Annotated in this window: 20 protein-coding genes; 16 read left to right on the forward strand and 4 right to left on the reverse strand. The window is 46.5% G+C overall.

The features are described 5' to 3' along the window. Nucleotides 1-13: 13 nt before the first annotated feature. The 3 genes from purD to ilvA all read left to right on the forward strand — a co-directional run bounded on the left by purD (nt 14) and on the right by ilvA (nt 4,283). On the forward strand, nt 14-1,279 hold the full coding sequence (gene purD / locus NYE35_RS03665; protein ID WP_038568667.1) for a phosphoribosylamine--glycine ligase: 1,266 nt from the start codon (nt 14-16) through the stop codon (nt 1,277-1,279). 287 nt (nt 1,280-1,566) lie between these two features. After that, on the forward strand, nt 1,567-2,862 hold the full coding sequence (locus NYE35_RS03670) for an SEC-C metal-binding domain-containing protein (protein WP_038568669.1): 1,296 nt from the start codon (nt 1,567-1,569) through the stop codon (nt 2,860-2,862). Nucleotides 2,863-3,020: 158 nt separating this feature from the next. After that, entirely contained in the window at nt 3,021-4,283 is a 1,263-nt protein-coding gene (gene ilvA, locus NYE35_RS03675; protein ID WP_036680889.1) for a threonine ammonia-lyase IlvA, read from the forward strand. A gap of 87 nt (nt 4,284-4,370) precedes the next feature. Here ilvA and NYE35_RS03680 read toward each other — a convergent pair whose 3' ends face one another. After that, complete coding sequence (locus NYE35_RS03680) at nt 4,371-5,309, reverse strand: hypothetical protein (protein ID WP_341120164.1); 939 nt, start codon at nt 5,307-5,309, stop codon at nt 4,371-4,373. A gap of 50 nt (nt 5,310-5,359) precedes the next feature. After that, entirely contained in the window at nt 5,360-6,022 is a 663-nt protein-coding gene (locus NYE35_RS03685) for a DUF1129 family protein (protein ID WP_341120166.1), read from the reverse strand. A 183-nt stretch (nt 6,023-6,205) separates the two neighbouring features. On the opposite strand from NYE35_RS03685, the gene NYE35_RS03690 reads away from it, so the two are divergent. From NYE35_RS03690 to NYE35_RS03730, 9 genes are all read left to right on the forward strand, one after another. After that, on the forward strand, nt 6,206-6,406 hold the full coding sequence (locus tag NYE35_RS03690) for a hypothetical protein (protein WP_036680885.1): 201 nt from the start codon (nt 6,206-6,208) through the stop codon (nt 6,404-6,406). Nucleotides 6,407-6,842: 436 nt separating this feature from the next. Continuing rightward, nucleotides 6,843-7,013: a hypothetical protein gene (locus tag NYE35_RS03695; protein ID WP_341120168.1), complete on the forward strand. Its 171-nt coding sequence runs from the start codon at nt 6,843-6,845 to the stop codon at nt 7,011-7,013. A 276-nt stretch (nt 7,014-7,289) separates the two neighbouring features. Further along, the gene (locus tag NYE35_RS03700; RefSeq protein WP_341120169.1) at nt 7,290-8,120 is read left to right on the forward strand and encodes an alpha/beta hydrolase family protein; all 831 of its coding nucleotides are present in this window, start codon (nt 7,290-7,292) and stop codon (nt 8,118-8,120) included. An 85-nt stretch (nt 8,121-8,205) separates the two neighbouring features. Beyond that, entirely contained in the window at nt 8,206-8,982 is a 777-nt protein-coding gene (locus tag NYE35_RS03705; protein WP_076142589.1) for a DODA-type extradiol aromatic ring-opening family dioxygenase, read from the forward strand. Between the two features lie 203 nt (nt 8,983-9,185). Further along, nucleotides 9,186-10,283 carry a DUF3048 domain-containing protein gene (locus NYE35_RS03710; protein WP_326048105.1) on the forward strand — a complete coding sequence of 366 codons (1,098 nt, stop codon included), beginning with the start codon at nt 9,186-9,188 and terminating at the stop codon, nt 10,281-10,283. A 202-nt stretch (nt 10,284-10,485) separates the two neighbouring features. After that, a complete protein-coding gene (locus NYE35_RS03715) occupies nt 10,486-11,103 on the forward strand; it encodes a DUF47 domain-containing protein (RefSeq protein WP_036686871.1) in 618 nt (205 codons plus the stop codon). Nucleotides 11,104-11,116: 13 nt separating this feature from the next. After that, complete coding sequence (locus tag NYE35_RS03720) at nt 11,117-12,109, forward strand: inorganic phosphate transporter (protein WP_036686873.1); 993 nt, start codon at nt 11,117-11,119, stop codon at nt 12,107-12,109. A gap of 131 nt (nt 12,110-12,240) precedes the next feature. Next, nucleotides 12,241-12,501, forward strand: a complete 261-nt coding sequence (locus NYE35_RS03725) for a hypothetical protein (RefSeq protein WP_341120171.1) — start codon at nt 12,241-12,243, stop codon at nt 12,499-12,501. Between the two features lie 45 nt (nt 12,502-12,546). Further along, entirely contained in the window at nt 12,547-12,879 is a 333-nt protein-coding gene (locus NYE35_RS03730) for a hypothetical protein (protein ID WP_339211285.1), read from the forward strand. 731 nt (nt 12,880-13,610) lie between these two features. Here the strand turns inward: NYE35_RS03730 and NYE35_RS03735 are convergent. Further along, the gene (locus NYE35_RS03735) at nt 13,611-13,877 is read right to left on the reverse strand and encodes a hypothetical protein (protein ID WP_341120173.1); all 267 of its coding nucleotides are present in this window, start codon (nt 13,875-13,877) and stop codon (nt 13,611-13,613) included. A gap of 462 nt (nt 13,878-14,339) precedes the next feature. Between NYE35_RS03735 and corA the strand changes: the two genes are divergently transcribed. After that, the gene (corA, locus tag NYE35_RS03740) at nt 14,340-15,299 is read left to right on the forward strand and encodes a magnesium/cobalt transporter CorA (RefSeq protein ID WP_326048085.1); all 960 of its coding nucleotides are present in this window, start codon (nt 14,340-14,342) and stop codon (nt 15,297-15,299) included. Between the two features lie 82 nt (nt 15,300-15,381). On the opposite strand, the gene NYE35_RS03745 is transcribed toward corA, so the two are convergent. Further along, the gene (locus tag NYE35_RS03745) at nt 15,382-15,942 is read right to left on the reverse strand and encodes a hypothetical protein (protein WP_038568686.1); all 561 of its coding nucleotides are present in this window, start codon (nt 15,940-15,942) and stop codon (nt 15,382-15,384) included. Between the two features lie 429 nt (nt 15,943-16,371). On the opposite strand from NYE35_RS03745, the gene NYE35_RS03750 reads away from it, so the two are divergent. The 3 genes from NYE35_RS03750 to NYE35_RS03760 all read left to right on the forward strand — a co-directional run bounded on the left by NYE35_RS03750 (nt 16,372) and on the right by NYE35_RS03760 (nt 18,557). Next, complete coding sequence (locus tag NYE35_RS03750) at nt 16,372-16,662, forward strand: YerC/YecD family TrpR-related protein (protein ID WP_019913624.1); 291 nt, start codon at nt 16,372-16,374, stop codon at nt 16,660-16,662. A gap of 3 nt (nt 16,663-16,665) precedes the next feature. Beyond that, nucleotides 16,666-17,436: a sirohydrochlorin chelatase gene (locus NYE35_RS03755; protein WP_076274694.1), complete on the forward strand. Its 771-nt coding sequence runs from the start codon at nt 16,666-16,668 to the stop codon at nt 17,434-17,436. A 230-nt stretch (nt 17,437-17,666) separates the two neighbouring features. Then, a complete protein-coding gene (locus NYE35_RS03760; protein WP_036680719.1) occupies nt 17,667-18,557 on the forward strand; it encodes a diacylglycerol kinase in 891 nt (296 codons plus the stop codon). Nucleotides 18,558-18,585: the final 28 nt, after the last annotated feature.

Raw genomic sequence — 18,585 nt, forward strand, 5'->3', positions numbered from 1 at the left:
GGATTTTATTCTAATGGATATTTTAGTGGTTGGCGGCGGCGGCCGGGAGCATGCGATTATTTGGAGCCTGTCCCAAAGCCCCAAGGTTGGTAAAATCTATTGCGCACCCGGTAACGCCGGGATTGCGCAGCTAGCAGAATGTGTGCCTATCGGTGTGTTTGAGTTCGACCGTCTGACGGCTTTTGCAAAAGAGAAGGAAGTAGGTCTTGTTGTAATCGGACCGGATGATCCGTTAGCAGGGGGCATTGTGGATGCTTTTGAAGCACAGGCTATTCCTGTGTTTGGTCCGCGCAAGAATGCAGCTGAGATCGAAGGCAGCAAAACCTTTATGAAGGATCTTTTGCACAAATATAATATTCCGACAGCAGCCTATGAAAAATTTGATGGCTATGAAGCTGCACTGGCTTACTTACGCGAGCAACCGCTGCCGATCGTAATCAAGGCAGATGGGCTTGCCGCAGGAAAAGGCGTGACCGTTGCCTATTCACGGGAAGAGGCAGAGCAGGCACTAGCTGATATTATGGTAACCAAAGTGTTTGGTGAAGCTGGCGCTCAGGTTGTCATTGAAGAGTTCCTAGCGGGTCAAGAAATGTCGATTTTGGCTTTTGTTGATGGAGAGACAGTTCGTCCGATGGCTGCCGCTCAGGATCATAAGCCTGCTTACGATGGAGATAAAGGTCCTAATACCGGTGGAATGGGCACCTATTCGCCTCTACCGCATATCGACGAGGCGATTATCCAAGAAGCGATTGAGACCATCATTAAGCCAACAGCTAAGGCTATGGTAGCTGAAGGCCGTTCATTTAGCGGCGTTTTGTTCGCAGGGCTGATGATTTCTCCAGAAGGTAAACCAAAGACCATTGAATTTAATGCCCGGTTTGGGGATCCGGAGACACAGGTCGTGCTGCCTAGATTGAAGAGCGACTTGTTAGAAATCTTTTTGGCAGTAACCGAGGGCAAACTTGCGGATATCGACATTGAATGGAGCGATGAAGCAGCGGTGTGCGTGGTTCTCGCTTCTGGAGGATATCCAGGCTCTTATCCTAAAGGAGTGCCGATTGAAGGGCTTGAGGACAGCCAAGGAGGGCTGATCTTTCATGCCGGTACAGCACGGGGGGCAGCTGGCAGCTGGGTAACGAACGGCGGACGGGTCTTAGGCGTGGTAGGTCTGGGTGCTACGATTGCCGAAGCTCGTTCAGCGGCCTATGCTAGGGCTGAAGGAATCTCTTTTTCCGGGAAACAGAATCGCAGCGACATCGCTATGAAGGCTCTGGTATAAGGATAAAGCACTGTATCTAGCAATTTTTTGCGCTTTAAGTCCTAAAAAAGGACTGACAAGTGATAGAAGAAGTGCTATAATACTACACGTACGGGGGAAAATGTGCGGATATATACAGATAAGGGCCTTTCCGATCATGGGAAGGCCCTTTTAAATCGGAGTCCTTCAGACTTTGTGCAGTAACCTTATAAAGGATGCCTCGTGCCTGAAAATGTTGATACTTATAGTGCATACTAGCGATACGCTTATGGCGAATGGCTACTCACAGATTTAAGGGGGAATTCGTTTTGAGTAAGATTGGAAGAAATGATATGTGTCCTTGCGGAAGCGGGAAAAAATATAAGAAATGCTGCCTAGGGAAAGAAACTTCTGCAGTGGAATCCATCATGCGACTGGTAACAACGGAAGAATCCGCTGCTACTGTGGCTGTGGCCGACAAACCAGAAGCGGCAGCCATTTCTGAAGCTAAACTTACCCTAACTACGCTCAAAAAAAAGGTGTCACGTGATCTGAAATGGGAGCATCCAGCACATGAACAATTGGCTATGCACCTTATTGAGACCATGAGAGACAGCTATGACCGGGAGCTAATCTGGGAAGGTCTGGTTTTATGGAATGGTTATTCCCGTCACATCAAGCCTGCAGTGAAGAAAATGGGCTCCTTCTGCGCGGCTATCGAATTTATCTTGTCTGAGGAATATGGTTTCCTTCAAACTCAAGCTGATCTAGCGATCAAACATGAGGTTACTGCACCTACCATCTCCAGAAAAGTTAAAGAGATGCTTAATTATATCGAACAGTATGGCATGGGCGGGGCAGAGGAAGAATTACTTTTGCTCAACGTTTCAGGCACTCCGAAGGATCAGGAACAGGCTTTGCTGCAAAAAGCAATGGAAACTAAAGCATCCAATCGTCGGATCCAGCTAGCAGAAGCAGCATTGGAAGTTTATCCGGACAGTCCGGACGCCTATCTCATTTTGGCTGAGGAAGCCGAGAATGAAGCAGATGCCCGTGCTTATCTGAAAGCAGGGATGGAAGCGGGTGCGCGTGAGCTTGGAGAAGCCTTTTTCATTGAGAACAAAGGACATTTCTGGGGTCTTTACGAGACGCGTTCGTACATTCGAATCTGCAAAAGCTACGCTGACTCCTGCTGGTTTAGCGGAAATGCAGAAGAAGCACAAAAGACGCTGGAGCACATTCTAGAATTGAACCCAGAAGATAACACAGGTGCGCGTTACCTTCTAACGGCAACGTACCTTTACACCAATAAGCTTAAGAAGACCGAGAAGGTACTGGAGAAGTTCGGCAAGGATGCAGCAGCAACAGTAGCATATGACCGTATGGTTTTAGAATATAAGAAGAACGGGATTACTTCCCAGCTCAAAATGCTCTACCGCGTGGCGAAGAATGTGAACAAGCATGTGCCAGATTATCTGTTAGGTATCAAAAGATTGCCGCATAACCTGCCTGATTTTGTAGGCGTGGGTGACGCTAACGAGGCTATCGAATATGTTATTGTACATTCACGTTTGTGGACAAGCTTACCAGACCTGGTGAAGTGGATGCTGAAGCAACAGGATTAGTAGGTTTCATAGCGTAGAGACAGCAAATATTAGTAAGAGACTATAGGGTTCCTTTAGTCTCTTTTTCTTTATCACTGATTAGGATGCTTGAAAAAATGTCCTCGGGAGAGTATGTTACAAGAAGTAGAATAACAGATAGATAGTGAGGCGAGAGGGTTATGAGAGAAGAGGAAGACCGAATCGTAGGAATGGAAGATATTGTGCGGGCTCATCACGTACTGCGTGAAGTCATAATCCGGACACCCCTACAACGTGATGCTGTGCTGTCAGCCAAGTATGATTGTGATGTGTATTTGAAGCGCGAGGATTTGCAGATTGTACGTTCTTTCAAAATCCGCGGAGCTTATAATATGATTCGTAGTTTGTCAGCAGAAGATAGAGCAAAAGGCATTGTCTGTGCAAGTGCGGGCAACCATGCACAAGGCGTAGCCTATTCCTGTAAGGCGCTTGGAATTAAAGGCAAGGTCTATATGCCAAGCACTACGCCTAACCAGAAGGTTAAGCAGGTACGGCGGTTCGGTGGTGAGTTTGTTGAGGTCATTCTGAAGGGCGATACCTTTGATGACGCTTATGATGAAGCACTGCAAGCTTGTATAGATCATGGGATGACGCTGATCCACCCCTTTGATGAGCCACGAATCATTGCGGGCAACGGCACCATTGCAATGGAAGTGATGGAGAGTCTGGACAACCCTGCAGATTTTATGTTCGTAACCATTGGTGGAGGCGGCCTAGCAGCGGGTATAGCCACCTATGTGAAGACAGTTAGTCCTTCTACCAAGTTGATTGGTGTGGAGCCACTCGGAGCCGCTTCTATGACGGAAGCGATCAAGCTTGGAGAAGTGGTGACTCTTAATGAAATTAATAAATTCGTGGACGGAGCGGCTGTAAAACGTGTTGGCGGCCTGACATATGATATTTGCTCCCGTCATCTGGATGACATCGTGATGGTGCCTGAAGGCAAAGCTTGTACCACGATTTTGGAACTATATAACGAGAATGCCATAGTGGTTGAGCCAGCAGGTTCGCTGCCTATCGCAGCGCTTGATCAATATCGTGATCAAATCCGCGGCAAAACAGTTGTCTGTATCATAAGCGGTGGGAACAACGATATTGACCGGATGCAGGAGATCAAGGAGCGTTCATTGATTTACGAAGGCTTAAAACACTATTTCATGGTGAACTTCCCGCAACGGGCAGGTGCGCTGCGTGAGTTCTTGGGTGAAATCCTTGGACCTCACGATGATATTACCCGTTTCGAGTATATTAAGAAGCATGATAAAGAAAATGGTCCCGCGCTTGTTGGCATTGAATTATTGTCAACGGATGCCTACGAACCTCTCATCGAACGGATGCAGCAGAAGGGCGTCGATTATGTAGAGATCAATAAGGATTCTAATCTCTTTAACATCCTTATTTAATGCTCGCATCCACTTCATAATCATGTTAATGAACATAAACAAGCCCGTCCCTATTCATTTCAGGGACGGGCTTTTGTGATTTCTTTATTAGAGAGGTAACGAAGTCTTACGATATTGCTCGACCTCATCGGTCAATTTATAGCTATTGTCTTTCATCAATTTCATGAAGCTATCCAGCTTTTGTAGAAATGGGCTGTTGTCATTATTTTTGGTCAGAATACTGGAGTAAGCCTTTTGCGCCTCCAAATCCATTTCCAGATTGTCATAATGGAAGAGAGGAGTGTTATTCTGGCCGTAAAACGTATTATTCACATACATAGTATACAAGGCTTTTACAGCAGAAATTCGGTTTGATTTCGGATGATTTTGAATGAATTGCTCTTGAGATAAAGCTCTGGCTGCAACCTCAGTCCAGGCGATAACTAGCCCGTTGTCCTTGGAAGAGGGCAGGTCCGATTCGGTTGCCATAATGGTAATATAAGCGCTGATATCATTGGTAACGTATAGCTTGTACTTGCGGTAAGCCCCATAATCGATCACCGGGAAAAAAGTACCCTCTGCTGTCTCCAGCTTATATCCGCTTTCGCTGGCACTTTTAAGCAGTGTACGCAGCTGGAGATCATCAGTAATAGCGGCAAGAGACGACATGCTGGCGCCTGCTTTATAAATGGCGGTGAGCTTCCGCTGGACAGTGCTGGTACTGAATTTACTTTCCCAGGCTTGCAGCGCAGCTTTATGCAGATTCTCAAGCTTCAGGGTCATCATTGTTGCACGATATGACCCTACCGCATACATATTGGAGTTCAAATATTTTATGGCTTCGGGTAACTTGTCAGAGGTAGATAACAGCGGTAATGCAGCTTTATAGACAGCCTCTGCATGATTATTGCTAGCTGCTTGAGGAATTGCCTTAGCGCCTTCCCCAGGAGGGCTGGTAGCACCTTCGGCGTGAATAGCACTGGGCAATATGCCTAGCCCTAAGGCTATAGCTAGAACGGAGTAGAGAATATGATGCTTCTTAATCATGGAAGTTTCCCCCTATCTATCGGATGGAATAAAGTTTTTAGCCTAGGTATTTATTTTTTGAAAAATATAAATTTCAGTCCCAACCCCCCAATGATGCACAGAATTAAGCTTACCCACGGGGATATTGTAATGACCGGAAATAACCGATCGAGGAACATGCCGATAAATACAGCAGCTACTGCGAGGCCAATATAAATTCCAAGGCTTTTTATATCAAAAGGCTTGGCACTGGGTGCATCGCTTTCCGACAAGGAAGACATCCATTTCATAATCAGTTCAATTAAGATAATGGAGCCTACTCCCACAGCGAGCAGGGTGAAAAGGCTGATCTGTCCGAACATTCCAGGTGAATCGTCAGTCCATTGGAAGAAGAGTCCACCGATTGCTAATATCCCAAAAAGACAGGTCAGAGCTGCGCAGGGAATCATCAAGTAATAGTTCCATTTACTGCGCACCGGGCGCCCGGGAACACTGTCTATGATTTCTTTAAAATAATCGTGCGGATTCTCGCCGAATACTTGCTTGGCATTTTTCCCTTTACGTTGTTCCTTCAACAGCAGCTTGGCCGCATCCAGCAAAAGTTCTTCTCCGCGCAGGGTGTCAATTCGACTGGCCCGCATTGCAAGGATCATATCTTCTAAATAGGAGCGATTGAAGGGCGTCAACTGCTCACGCAGGGCGTTATTTTCCTTAATCATATCTTTCACTTTCATAATTTGGATGTAAACCTCCAGTGTTGTTAATCGGTATAGTCTTTAACCTAGAGTATACGTTTGCATGACAGGTCTACGCAAGGACAACCATTTCTATGGCGATATGCATAATCCTTTTAGAAGAGTGAACACTGATAATGTTGTTGCTTGATCAATATAGCATTGGGAAAGGTTGGGAGCTTTATGGAACATGAGAACAAGAAAGAACAGGGAAGATCCATGGGCAACGGTTTCGAGCCTACGCCCAATAATTCAATGGGGGATTGGGGCGGCTCCGATGGATTCAGCATGTGGGATTCCGCGGAAGATGCTCCCGAGGGCTTGCTTAAGGATTGGGAAGGCAGCCATGAAACCCATGAGATGTTTAACGACAGCTACGATTGATTAACAACCCTGGCCATTCATCTCGAAAAAACAACAGAGCAGCGATCCTCCGATACTGGGGATCGCTGCTCTGTATTTTTTTGGTGGGGTTCTCAGACCCAAACCCAAACCCAAACCCAAACCCAAACCCAAACCCAAACCCAAACCCAAACCCAAACCCAAAACCAAACCTCAAGCACCCCCGAACCCCAGACCCCCGGTTGTCGTAGCATCCACCATCTTTCGGACTCAGATGACGTTATTAGCAAAATTATCGCCTTTTCAGCACAGTTTCGGACTCCAGTGACGCTATTGCTCGAAAAGAAGCTCGTATTTGCTGTTTTTCAGGGTGATAGCGACTATGGGGTCCGATAGAATTCAAAAAGTGTGCTAAATCTGCGAATAGGGTCTTCTGAGTCCTATAGAGCTACTGAGTCCGCTGGAGCAGGTGAGTCCGATGAAGCTACTGAGTTCGATGGAGCTGCTGAGTCCGATGGAGCTGCTGAGTCCGATGGAGCAGGTGAGTCCGATAGAGCTACTGAATCCGGAGGAGCTGCTGAGTCCGATGAAGCTACTGAGTTCGATGGAGCCACTGAGTCCGAAGGAGCTACTGAATCGCGATTACTAACTAATCCAACAAAGGTTCGCGTTTAGAGGTTTAAGAGGTAGGTTCCAATCCACTCGACGTGTGCGCCCCAGAGTCATGTTCATATCTACAGGACACCCTGTTTGTCGTGCAGACTCTAATGCCCAATACTCCGTGCGTTTATTAAGAATTGTCCCCTTGCTGTTGACAATATGAACGAAATCTTTATAATTAGAGTATAATTCATACTAAGTTAATCGGAATTCTAATAAATTAAAATAAATTAAATTATAAATATAATTATAGGAGGATGCGGCAATGGAACGGAATATTGTAATCCGGCATAACGGAGAAGAATTGACGGCGAGCATACATTACCCGATTAAAGAGAAGGGAACCTCTTCGCGTTGCAAGGATAGACTGCCATTAGCCGTGATCTGCCACGGATTTGTGGGGAATCGGATTGGCGTAGACCGGATTTTTGTGAAGGCGGCTCGTGAGCTGGCACAAGAGGGATATATGGTTATTCGTTTTGATTATGCGGGCTGCGGCGAGAGCAGCGGAAATTATGGCGGCGAAGACATGGAATCGATGATCGCTCAGACTAGAGCAGTGCTGGATTACGGAATTAGCTCTGCTGATGTGGACCCGCAGCGCGTGACGCTGATTGGCCATAGCCTCGGTGGCGCGGTGGCGCTGCTGACAAGTATTCGCGATCGCCGCGTGAAGAATCTCGTCTTATGGGCCTCTGTGGGTTATCCTTTCAATGATATTGTGAAAATTGTAGGGCGGGAGGCTTATGATCGTGCTGTGAAGAATGGATCAGCCGATTATGTGGGCTACTCGTTTACGCCGGTATATTTTAATTCTTTGGCGGCATTTCAGCCCTTCCAAGAAGCGAGCAAATTTAGCGGCGATGTACTCGTTATCCATGGCACCTCTGATGATGTCATTCCGGTGGATTACGCTTTTCTTTACCAGAAGCTGTTCTGGACACGTCCCGAAGGACGTTGCGATAAAGAGATCATTTTTCAAGGGGATCACACCTTTTCTTCTGGACCGGCACAGCAGCAGCTGCTTAAGCGGACTATAGAATGGATGAATGAACAAGAGCATCTGCAGACAGAGTGGCAGAATTGGATGATTTAGGAGAAGGTTTTTATTCGCATTAACTTGCAATAAGCGGTAAAATAAAGATGCACACCATATACTGGGTTATGGAGGTTGGCATCCTATGAAATTACCGTCATTTTTTATTGCGCACGGTTCTCCGCTCCTCGCACTGGAGGATAACGAGTATACCCGTTTTCTGGAGCGGCTTGGTCAAGAACTTGAAGCGCCACGCGGTATAGTAGTTTTCTCAGCGCATTGGGATAGCCCTGAACAGCTACTTACCGTTGATGAACTGCACGAGACACAGCATGACTTCTACGGATTCCCTGAAGAAGTTTACACGCTGACCTATCCGGCCCCGGGCGATCCGGCCCTAACAAGACGGATTTCTGAGCTCTTCAAGGATAACAATCTTTCACATCAGCCCGTTCTGGGGCGAGGACTCGATCATGGAGTCTGGGTGATACTGAAAAAAATGTTCCCGAACGCCGACATTCCGGTAGTTGCTTTATCCGTCGATTCCCTGCGCTCTCCCAAGGAGCAGTACAATATCGGGCGGATGTTAGCACCGCTTCGTGACGAAGGCATACTGCTGATTGGAAGCGGTGGACTTGTTCACAATTTGCGGATGCTAAGTGAAAGTGAGCAGCCTGAGGATTGGGCACTTGAATTCGATGCCTGGATTGCCAAGGGACTAGAATCCTGGGATTTGCCTTCACTTTTTGCGTATGAGAAAAAAGCTCCAAATGTACGCGATGCGGTTCCTTCTTATGGAAGAGAGCATTTTGCACCTCTCTTTTACGTGATGGGAACAGCGGATGGCAGCAGGAAGGCAGAGCGGATTTTTCAGGCTTATCAGTATGGGACATTAAGTCTGAATTGCTGGAAGCTAGACTAACTGAATGAATAAGAAACCTGCAGGGTGCAGCCGCAATGGCTGTACCCTTTTTTTAATATAAGAATTTATCTATTCCATGCTATAAAATTTCCTTATGCTTGCTATGAAAAAGGGAGTAGGTAATCAAGACAAATGGGACTGACTGTGATTAAATGGAAGGAATCAGTGAGTTTCATAAAACGTTTAGGAGGAACTACAAGCTTATGAAAGTAAATTGCTCTTCTTCCCGTCTGTTATCTGCCATTGTATTGACCACCCTATTGCTCTCCGCTTGCGGAACACAGAGTGCAAATAATGAGATCACCCCGACACAGCAGCCTACCGCAGAGCCCACGCCTATCGAAACGATTCAACCCTCACCTACTATTGATCCCGCTGCTGAGCTCGTATCCGGATTAACAGGTCTTCCGGTTTCTGAAGACAGTCTCCCACGTCCCTTAGCCGTAATGATAAATAATGCTCCTGCCGCTCGGCCGCAATCGGGGGTTAGTGAAGCAGATATTTTGTATGAAATTCTTGCCGAAGGTGGCATTACGCGTTTGATTGGTATTTTTCAGAGCCATACAGGTGTGGTGAAAATCGGACCGATTCGCAGCATCCGCCCCTATCTGCTTGATATTGGCGAGAGCTATGGTGGTGTGACGGTGCATGCCGGAGGGAGTCCGGCGGCTTATGCCATTTTGCAAAAAGAGAAAAAAGAAGATATGGACGAGATCGGCCGTGCCGGAGCTTATTTTTGGCGGGATAAAGCGCGAAAAGCACCACATAACCTGTACAGCAACGCAGCCAAACTGCGGGAAGGTGCCGAGAAGCTTGGGTTTGCGCAAAGTGTGAAGGTGCCCGGGTATCTTTTTAATAATCCAGATTACATACCGGCGGACGGAGAGAAAGCCGCTGAATTTAGCATAAACTATCTGCTCAAAAGTTATAAAGTTGACTATAAATATGATACTAAACGTCAGACCTATCAGCGTTATGTGAATGACAAACCTCATTTGGATCTAAATAACGATAATCCGGTGGAAGCGGCCAATGTTATGGTTATAGGAGCGGATCATAAAGTGCTTGATGATGTCGGAAGACTTCAGATTGATGTGGAGCTTGGCGGGGAAGCGTTGCTTTTTCAGCGGGGACAGGTCACCCAAGGCAGATGGTCGCGTGAACCAGGGGATGTGATCCGCTTTGTGAGGGATGGAAAAGAAGAGCTGATGTATCCAGGAATTACCCATATTTTGGTGGTCCCTAATGCGCCTTCATTTAGCAGTCATGTGGTATATGGCGGAGCGGATGGTACAACATAAGAAAGTCGGAATATCCAGTGTTATACAGATTTGTGTTCGGAATAATGGGTATGTGTTAATAGAGTGTAAAAAAGTTCATTTCTATAGCTTCTATACCTTGTACGGATATGATAAGATAACAAGGGTTGTCATTCATTTTCATGCTTTTTACATATGAATGGCTCTGTATTCACGGTAATTTTATGTAAAGGGGTTTAAAACAATGAAGTTGAGAAAAAAGGACATATTCTTTGAGACGCTGGAAAATATGGCCGATACTATTGTCCAAGCTGCAGATTATTTTGCTCAGAATATCACTGATCTCCGGAATAATGTTGATAATTTCGCTGCAGAGATGAAAAAGTACGAATCCCAATGTGATACTTACACTCACACCGTTATCAAAGAATTGAACAAGACGTTTATTACGCCGCTTGAACGTGACGACATTATGGACTTGATCACAAGCATGGATGATGTCATCGATGGTCTGGAGGCATCCGCCTCACGTTTCTATATGTACAACCTTCTTGACCCGGATGAATACATTGTACAATTCGCCGAAATCCTTCGTCAGTGTGCTTATGAAATCCAAAAAGCGGTTCATTTGCTCTCCCAGAAGAAATTGTTGGCGATCCGTGAATATACAATCCGTCTGAATGACCTTGAGAATCAAGGGGACGAAGTGCTGCGTATTTGTACTAAGGTCCTGTTCGAAACTGTAAAAGACCCGATTGAGCTGATTAAACGCAAGGAACTGTATGAGCGGCTCGAGACCACTACAGACAAATGTGAAGATGTAGCCAACATGTTGGAATCGATCATCATGCGCAACTCATAAGGGGTACTAGAATATGGAAACATCTATATGGATTCTTGGAATTGTTATATTTCTCGCGCTTGCGTTTGACTTTATCAATGGATTCCATGATACGGCCAACGCAATTGCTACCTCTGTCTCAACACGTGCCTTAAAACCGCGAACAGCAATTATTATGGCAGCACTGATGAACTTTGTTGGGGCCTTGATGTTTACAGGTGTGGCCAAAAAAATCGGCGGAAGTATCACCGACCCGACCTTACTTGAAAATGGGTTGGATATCATAATAGCGACGCTGATTGCTTCGATTATTTGGAATTTGATTACTTGGTGGCTCGGGATTCCATCCTCATCGTCTCATGCACTGATCGGCGCTTTAGCGGGTGCAGTATACGTGGGGGCAGGCTCAGCACACATCAATTGGGGCGGGTTTGTGGAAATTGTCGAAGGACTGATTTTCTCCCCAATCATTGCGTTTGTTATCGGTTATATTATCATGACCATCCTGAAATGGATCTTTGCTAAGCGTAGTCCACATACGGTCAACAAGGGTTTCCGCTCTATGCAGGTCCTTACGGCAGCATTACAGTCGTTCACACATGGTACAAATGATGCGCAAAAAGCGATGGGGATCATTACTTTTGCACTCGTTACCTCAGGACGTCAAGAAACTATGGATGTTATCCCTTTGTGGGTTAAGATAGCTGCAGCTACGGCTATGGCGCTCGGTACCTCCATTGGCGGTTGGAAGATTATTAAGACTATGGGCACAAAGATTTTCAAAATCGAACCTATTAACGGTTTCGCGGCTGATATTTCCGCGGCATCTGTTATTTTCTCAGCAACGCTGCTGCATTTGCCAGTAAGCTCAACGCATGCGATCACATCAGCGATCCTCGGGGTTGGCTCTGCCAAACGTTTCTCTGCAGTGAAATGGGGAGTAGCCGGACGTATTGTGGTCACTTGGTTCATCACGATTCCAATCAGTGCGGTATTAGCAGGTCTGATTTTCAAAATCATTTTTTAAACACCCTTTAATAAAGATGTCAGTTAGCCATTGGGCTGCGGACATCTTTTTTTGTTATGTGGACATGAGGAGAGTGAAGAATATACGGTATAAATCCCGTAGAAATGGCGGAAATCGGCGTTGGAGGGAGAATGTACGGTATAAATCCCGCAGAAATGACGGAGTTTGGCGTCGGAGGGAGAATGTACGGTATAAATCCCGTAGAAATGGCGGAGTTTGGCGATAGAGGGGGAATGTACGGTATAAATCCCGTAGAAGTGACGAAGTTTGGCGTTGGAGGGGGAATGTACGGTATAAATCCCGTAGAAATGATGGAGTTTGGCGATGGAGGGGGAATGTACGGTATAAATCCCGTAGAAGTGGCGAAGTTTGGCGTTGGAGGGAGAATGTAAGGTATAAATCCCGTAGAAATGATGGAGTTTGGCGATGGAGGGGGAATGTACGGTATAAATCCCGTAGAAATGGCGGAGTTTGGCGATGGATGGGGAATGTACGGTATAAATCCCGTAGAAATGACGAAGTCTGGAGTTGGAGGGGGAATGTACGGTATAAATCCCGTAGAAATGGCGGAGTTTGGCGATGGATGGGGAATGTACGGTATAAATCCCGTAGAAATGATGGAGTTTGGCGATGGATGGGGAATGTACGGTATAAATCCCGCTGAATTTACGAAATTCGAGGGTGGTGACAAAAAGAAGAGCATAACTGCCCTAGAATTGGAGACACTTCGTCGAAGAAGCAGAAAGAAAGGCATAAATGCCTTAGAATGACGGCACCTGACTTGTATGAAGGTGGACCAGCCCAACTAAACACATTTCAAGGGAACCCAACGCACCTTAATCCAGCCCATCGTAACGTAACCTTGCACAAGCTAACTCAGCCCAGTCCAAATTACCTTATTTCAGCAAAATCCAGCGCACCGAAGTCCAGCCCTGCGCAAAGTAACCTAGCCCAGATTAACTCAGCTCAGTCCCGCGTAACACATTTCAACGGAACCCAGTGCACCTTAATCCAGTCCATCGCAAAGTAACCTAGTACAAACTAACTCAGCCCAGTCCCGCGTAACACATTTCAACGGAACCCAGTGCACCTTAATCCAGTCCATCGCAAAGTAACCTAGTACAAACTAACTCAGCCCAGTCCCGCGTAACACATTTCAACGGAACCCAGTGCACCTTAATCCAGTCCATCGCAAAGTAACCTAGTACAAACTAACTCAGCCCAGTCCCGCGTAACACATTTCAACGGAACCCAGTGCACCTTAATCCAGTCCATCGTAAAGTAACCTAGATCCAACTAACTCAACGCAGCCCAACTTACCTCATTTCAGCAGAATCCAGCGCACCGAAGTCCAGCCCTGTACAAAGTAACCTAGCCAAAGTTAACTCAGCATAGTCCCACGTAACACATTTCAAGGAAACCCAGCGCACCTTAATCCAGTCCATCGCAAAGTAACCTAGTACAAACTAACTCAGCCCAATCCATCGTAACGCAACCTAGCTCAAATTAACTCAACATAGCCTAACCCAACCCAACCCAACCCAACCCAACCCAACCCAACCCAACCCAACCCAACCCAACCCAACCCAACCCAACCCAACCCAACCCAACCCAACCCAACCCAACCCAACCCAACCCAACCCAACCCAACCCAACCCAACCCAACCCAACCCAACCCAACCCAACCCAACCCAACCCAACCCAACCCAACCCAACCCTCTTCCTTTCTCCCTGCTTTTCTGCCGTCCATGAGCATCACTATATTCACAATTCCTGCCCGGAACTTTACATGTACGATGCAAGGATTGCATCCCAATCCCACAAATCACTACCAGCCCAAAGTAAAACATATGTTACTTACGGTAAATGAACGCGAGGCGATGGACTCAATCTTTTGCGAAATCAAGGTCAGTCTGCTTACGATCGAAGGGTTGTTTACCATCCCAAAAGGAGCACTTTTTCACCAACTAATTAGTAAAAATAGCGATAGTAATTCACAGCTGTGAATTCATCTCACTCATAAACCCGATACCGACAGCGAGAATAAAGACAGCTCGCCCCTGCGCAACCAACCAAGCAAAGATGAATCGAACATTAACGAACGACGAAGCGCCAAATGTTTTTTAGTCTAGCTTAAGAGGTGCTGCTGGTTATGTTTTTTGCTTTTTGGAAGACTTGTCTTCTTGCTGTACAATAGAGGCGTGGAAGAAGATGAAGCGGAGGAACATTTATGATACGTACACTTGTTGTCACACATAAAGGTGAGGTGCTGACAGAGATCCCTCTGCAAAATATCCGGCTGGAGGATTATGCTTGGATATGGGCAGACTTTGCTACGCCTACGCCAGAAGAGACGCTTTTACTGGATCAATATTTTCATTTTCACCCCTTGGCGATAGAGGACTGTATGCATGTGTTGCAGCGGCCGAAGCTGGATCATTATGAGAATGTGCAGTTTTTTGTGCTGCATGCGCTGAATGAGCGGACGTTGGATGCTGAGGAGGTTGACCTATTTTTAAGCTCGAACTTTCTTGTCTCCTATCACCATCAGGAAAAAGCAGAGATGAATGAAGCGTGGGAACAGGTGAAGAGCGAAATACATAGTCGAAAAGGCTGGTCGGGTGGGCCGATGGCAGCTGCATATACGGTGATGGACAAGCTGGTGGACAAGTATTTTCCATGTCTCTACAGTTTAGAGGACGAGCTTGCGGATCTGGAAAGTAGCGGCAGCAGTGAGTCAGTGGAGGAATTGATGAGCCAGGTGTTTGGTGTACGCGGAAGGTTGCTCAAAATGCGGCGGACGATTGTGCCAATGCGCGATTTGATGTACCGGATCGTGAATTCACAGCATGTCCAGAGCAACGGCGAGGAACGGATTTATTTTGGCGACATTTATGACCATCTGCTAAAGCTCTCGGATATGATTGAGGCTGATCGGGAAATGACCGCGGATTTGCGTGACAGCTACATTTCACTCAATTCCAACCGGATGAATTCGATTATGAAAACACTAACGGTAATCACGACCGTATTCATGCCGCTGACGCTTATCGCCGGGATCTACGGGATGAACTTTGTGAAGATGCCTGAACTAGAGTGGAAGTATGGTTATTTTGCCGTGTTGTTGTTTATGCTGGTGGTTGGTTTTGGGATGTTCCGATGGTTTCGACGGAGTGGCTGGTTTAAGTAAAAATAGAGCAGAAGCGCCAACAGCAAATCTCTTTTCTGCGAGAATTGCTGTTTTTCTGATACATAGCTAGAAAACGTCACCGCTATTTGCGGCGACGTTTTCCGGTGGAAGAAGTAGAGCGCCGGCGAGTAGTTGTAGTAGATTTGCGACGGGGTGAGGTGGAACGCTTTTTTTTGCGGCGATTAGGACTGTACAGGGCGGCATCCTCTTCGGCGGCTAGTGCGCCTGCTGCGCCTTTGTTTTTACCGAAGCTACCCATGAACAGCTTAACCATTGGAGCCATCTGCTGGAAGCCGGACATCACCTTTTGTACTTTACCCATAGAGTTTACGATCCCGTCAATGCCGCCCATACGGTCGATGATGCCTTTGATTTGCTCCATATTCCCACCAATTCCGCCACCGCCGCCTAAGCCGCTGAGCAGTCCGGCAAGCCCGCCGCTTGCCTTTGTTGCAGCTTCAGCTGCAGGGAGCGCTAGCGCAGTTTCGGTGGCAGCTTCTGCTCCTAAAGCAGGAAGGATTCCGGTCTCACCTGGGAGAGCTGAGGGCGCATATGAACTGAGACCGGGGTAGGCAGAGGCATTATACGAATCGCTCAGTGAACGCTGATTCCGGCGGGAATGATTATAGTAATGATCAGGCATAATATCACATTCCTTTGTTAGTGGTCTGCTATACTGTATGTCATGGGCGAACATACGGTATAGACGAATGCCCGGGTAATAGGGATAGGAGCGGAAAAGGGCGTATGCCTATAAACAGGCTAAAGTAGTGAAGAAACCGTGTACGAGCTTGATTTTCGGCGCTTTTGTAGTACTATAGTGTAGGCGATAATTCTTATGTAGAGAAAAATACTTGTATTGGGGTACATAAATGGTGTGCGCGTGGGGTGGACGTTTGTCCATCATTTTCGTTCTTTACAGCGTGAAATCGTTAATGCTTGAAAAATGCGCTCCAGTGCAATATAGTAAAGGCAGGATAGTGACATTAGGTTGATGTTTCCGGAGCTAGTTTTGTACGGAGCTTAATCAGAGAAACTAATGCTGATAGAACTTTTAGGGGATGAAAAATTGATGCAACTTAAGAAGTTAAATGATAAAAGTATAGACCAATTATTTGAAGCCATTTTAACATTGAAGAATATGGAAGAATGTTATGTTTTCTTTGATGATTTGTGCACCGTGAACGAGATTCAGTCGCTGTCGCAACGACTGGAAGTAGCGCGTATGCTTGGCAAAGGCTCGACCTACAATCAGATCGAAGCAGAGACAGGAGCAAGTACAGCTACTATTTCCCGTGTAAAACGTTGCTTGAACTACGGAAACGATGGTTATAAATTAACGCTGGAACGTTTGGGACGCTAATTTATGGTACCGGGCGTACTTATTATCAGTCACGGCTCCCGCGACGAGGTTTGGGTGTCGATCGTGGAAGAGGCCGTAAGCGAATTATCGCTAGATGAAGAGATGCCAGTGGTGGTCTCTTTTTTAGAGCTGGTAGAGGGCCGTCTGATTCAAGATGGAATAAATGAGCTGGAACATGCAGGGGTCACAGATATAATTGTGATCCCATTGTTCGTTTCCTCGGGAAGCACACATGTCGATGAAATAGAATATGCACTAGGGGCTAAACCTGCACCTGAACGTGAGACCGATTTAGAGCCGTTCCACGTGAAGGCTAAGGTTCACTATGGTTATCCTGTCGACGATGACCCGGACATCGCTGTGATGATCTGGGACAAGCTTCGTAAGCTGTCTACGGAACCTGAACGTGAGACAATTCTGCTGGTGGGTCATGGCAGCATCTATGAGGGCTTCCGCCAGCGTTGGCAGCAGGGCATCTCTTCACTGGCAGGACGTGTACGTGAGGTGAGCGGCGTAGCAGCGGCTGATTACGGTCTGCTGAATCCGGACAGTGTAAGAAGCAAAGTGGAGTTTTGGCAGGAGCAGGGTCACGAGGTATTGGTGGCGCCGCTTTTTTTGAGTGAAGGTTATTTCACTAAACATGTGGTTCCGAACAGACTTAAAGGGTTAACCTATAAGTATTCTGGCCAGACGCTTTTGCCGCACCCGCTTCTTCCGCATTGGATTGAGAGACAGGTAGAGACACTCCTCGAACAGATTCGAAAAAAGAGTTAAAAAGCTTCCTTTTTAGCCCACTTAATCATGAAAAATAGTGCCCATTTCCGTGGATAATACGGGATTTGCTGCATAGACATATATATAGTTGTTTTTGCCTAATAAGTTGTCGTGAATTGTTGTATAATGGAATATTTACGATAAATGTCCTCTGACATTGATTGTAGTGGTCCGAATTAGGTATAATCAATTAGGTTATTCTATTATAAAAAACAGGTGGCGTTCCGGTAATGAAAACTGCGAGATTGATTTATAATCCCACTTCTGGACGGGAAGAAATGAAGAAGCGGCTCGCCGACATTTTGGACCGGCTGGATACGGGTGGCATTGAAGCCTCCTGCCATGCAACGACCGGAGAAGGCGATGCTATGTTAGCTGCTGCGGATGCAGTAGAGCGCGGTTATGATCTAATCATAGCAGCCGGTGGGGATGGCACTTTAAATGAGGTTATCAATGGTATGGCGGAGAAACCTAATCTCCCCCCGCTTGGCGTATTGCCACTTGGGACTACCAATGATTTTGCACGTGCGATGGGGATCCCGAAGAATTGGGAAGATTCCGTTGATTTGATCCTTCGTCAAGAGTCGCGTCCGATTGATATCGGTAAAGCCAATGATCGTTATTTCATTAATATAGCAGGCGGTGGCAGTCTAACCGAACTGACCTATGAAGTTCCCAGTAAGCTGAAGACCATGATAGGGCAGCTTGCGTACTATTTAAAAGGTATTGAAAAAATGGTCAGCCTATCTCCTCAGGAACTAATCATTCGTGCCAATGGGCAGGAGGTTATTCATGATGAGTTCATGCTGTTCCTGATTGCAAATACGAATTCTGTCGGCGGCTTTGAAAAGCTTGCTCCCGGCGCTCGAATCGATGACGGTCTGTTAGATGTTATTGCGGTCAAAAAATGCAACCTGGCAGAGTTTGTCCGTTTGGTTAGATTGGCCCTTCGTGGCGAGCATTTGCAGGATAAAAAGGTTGTGTATTTCCGTACGGATGCAATGGATGTAATCTCTCCAGGGCATGTCCAATTGAACTTGGATGGAGAACTTGGCGGAGAGCTGCCGGGTCGTTTTCGGATTTTGCCGCAGCATCTGCGGATTTTTGCTCAGAATAATTAGGGTTGTTTGAAAGTAAGAGTGTGGGATT

Origin of the sequence: Paenibacillus sp. FSL L8-0494 (assembly GCF_038003695.1) — a bacterium.
In the GTDB taxonomy this organism is placed as follows: Bacteria; Bacillota; Bacilli; order Paenibacillales; family Paenibacillaceae; genus Paenibacillus_AQ; species Paenibacillus_AQ odorifer.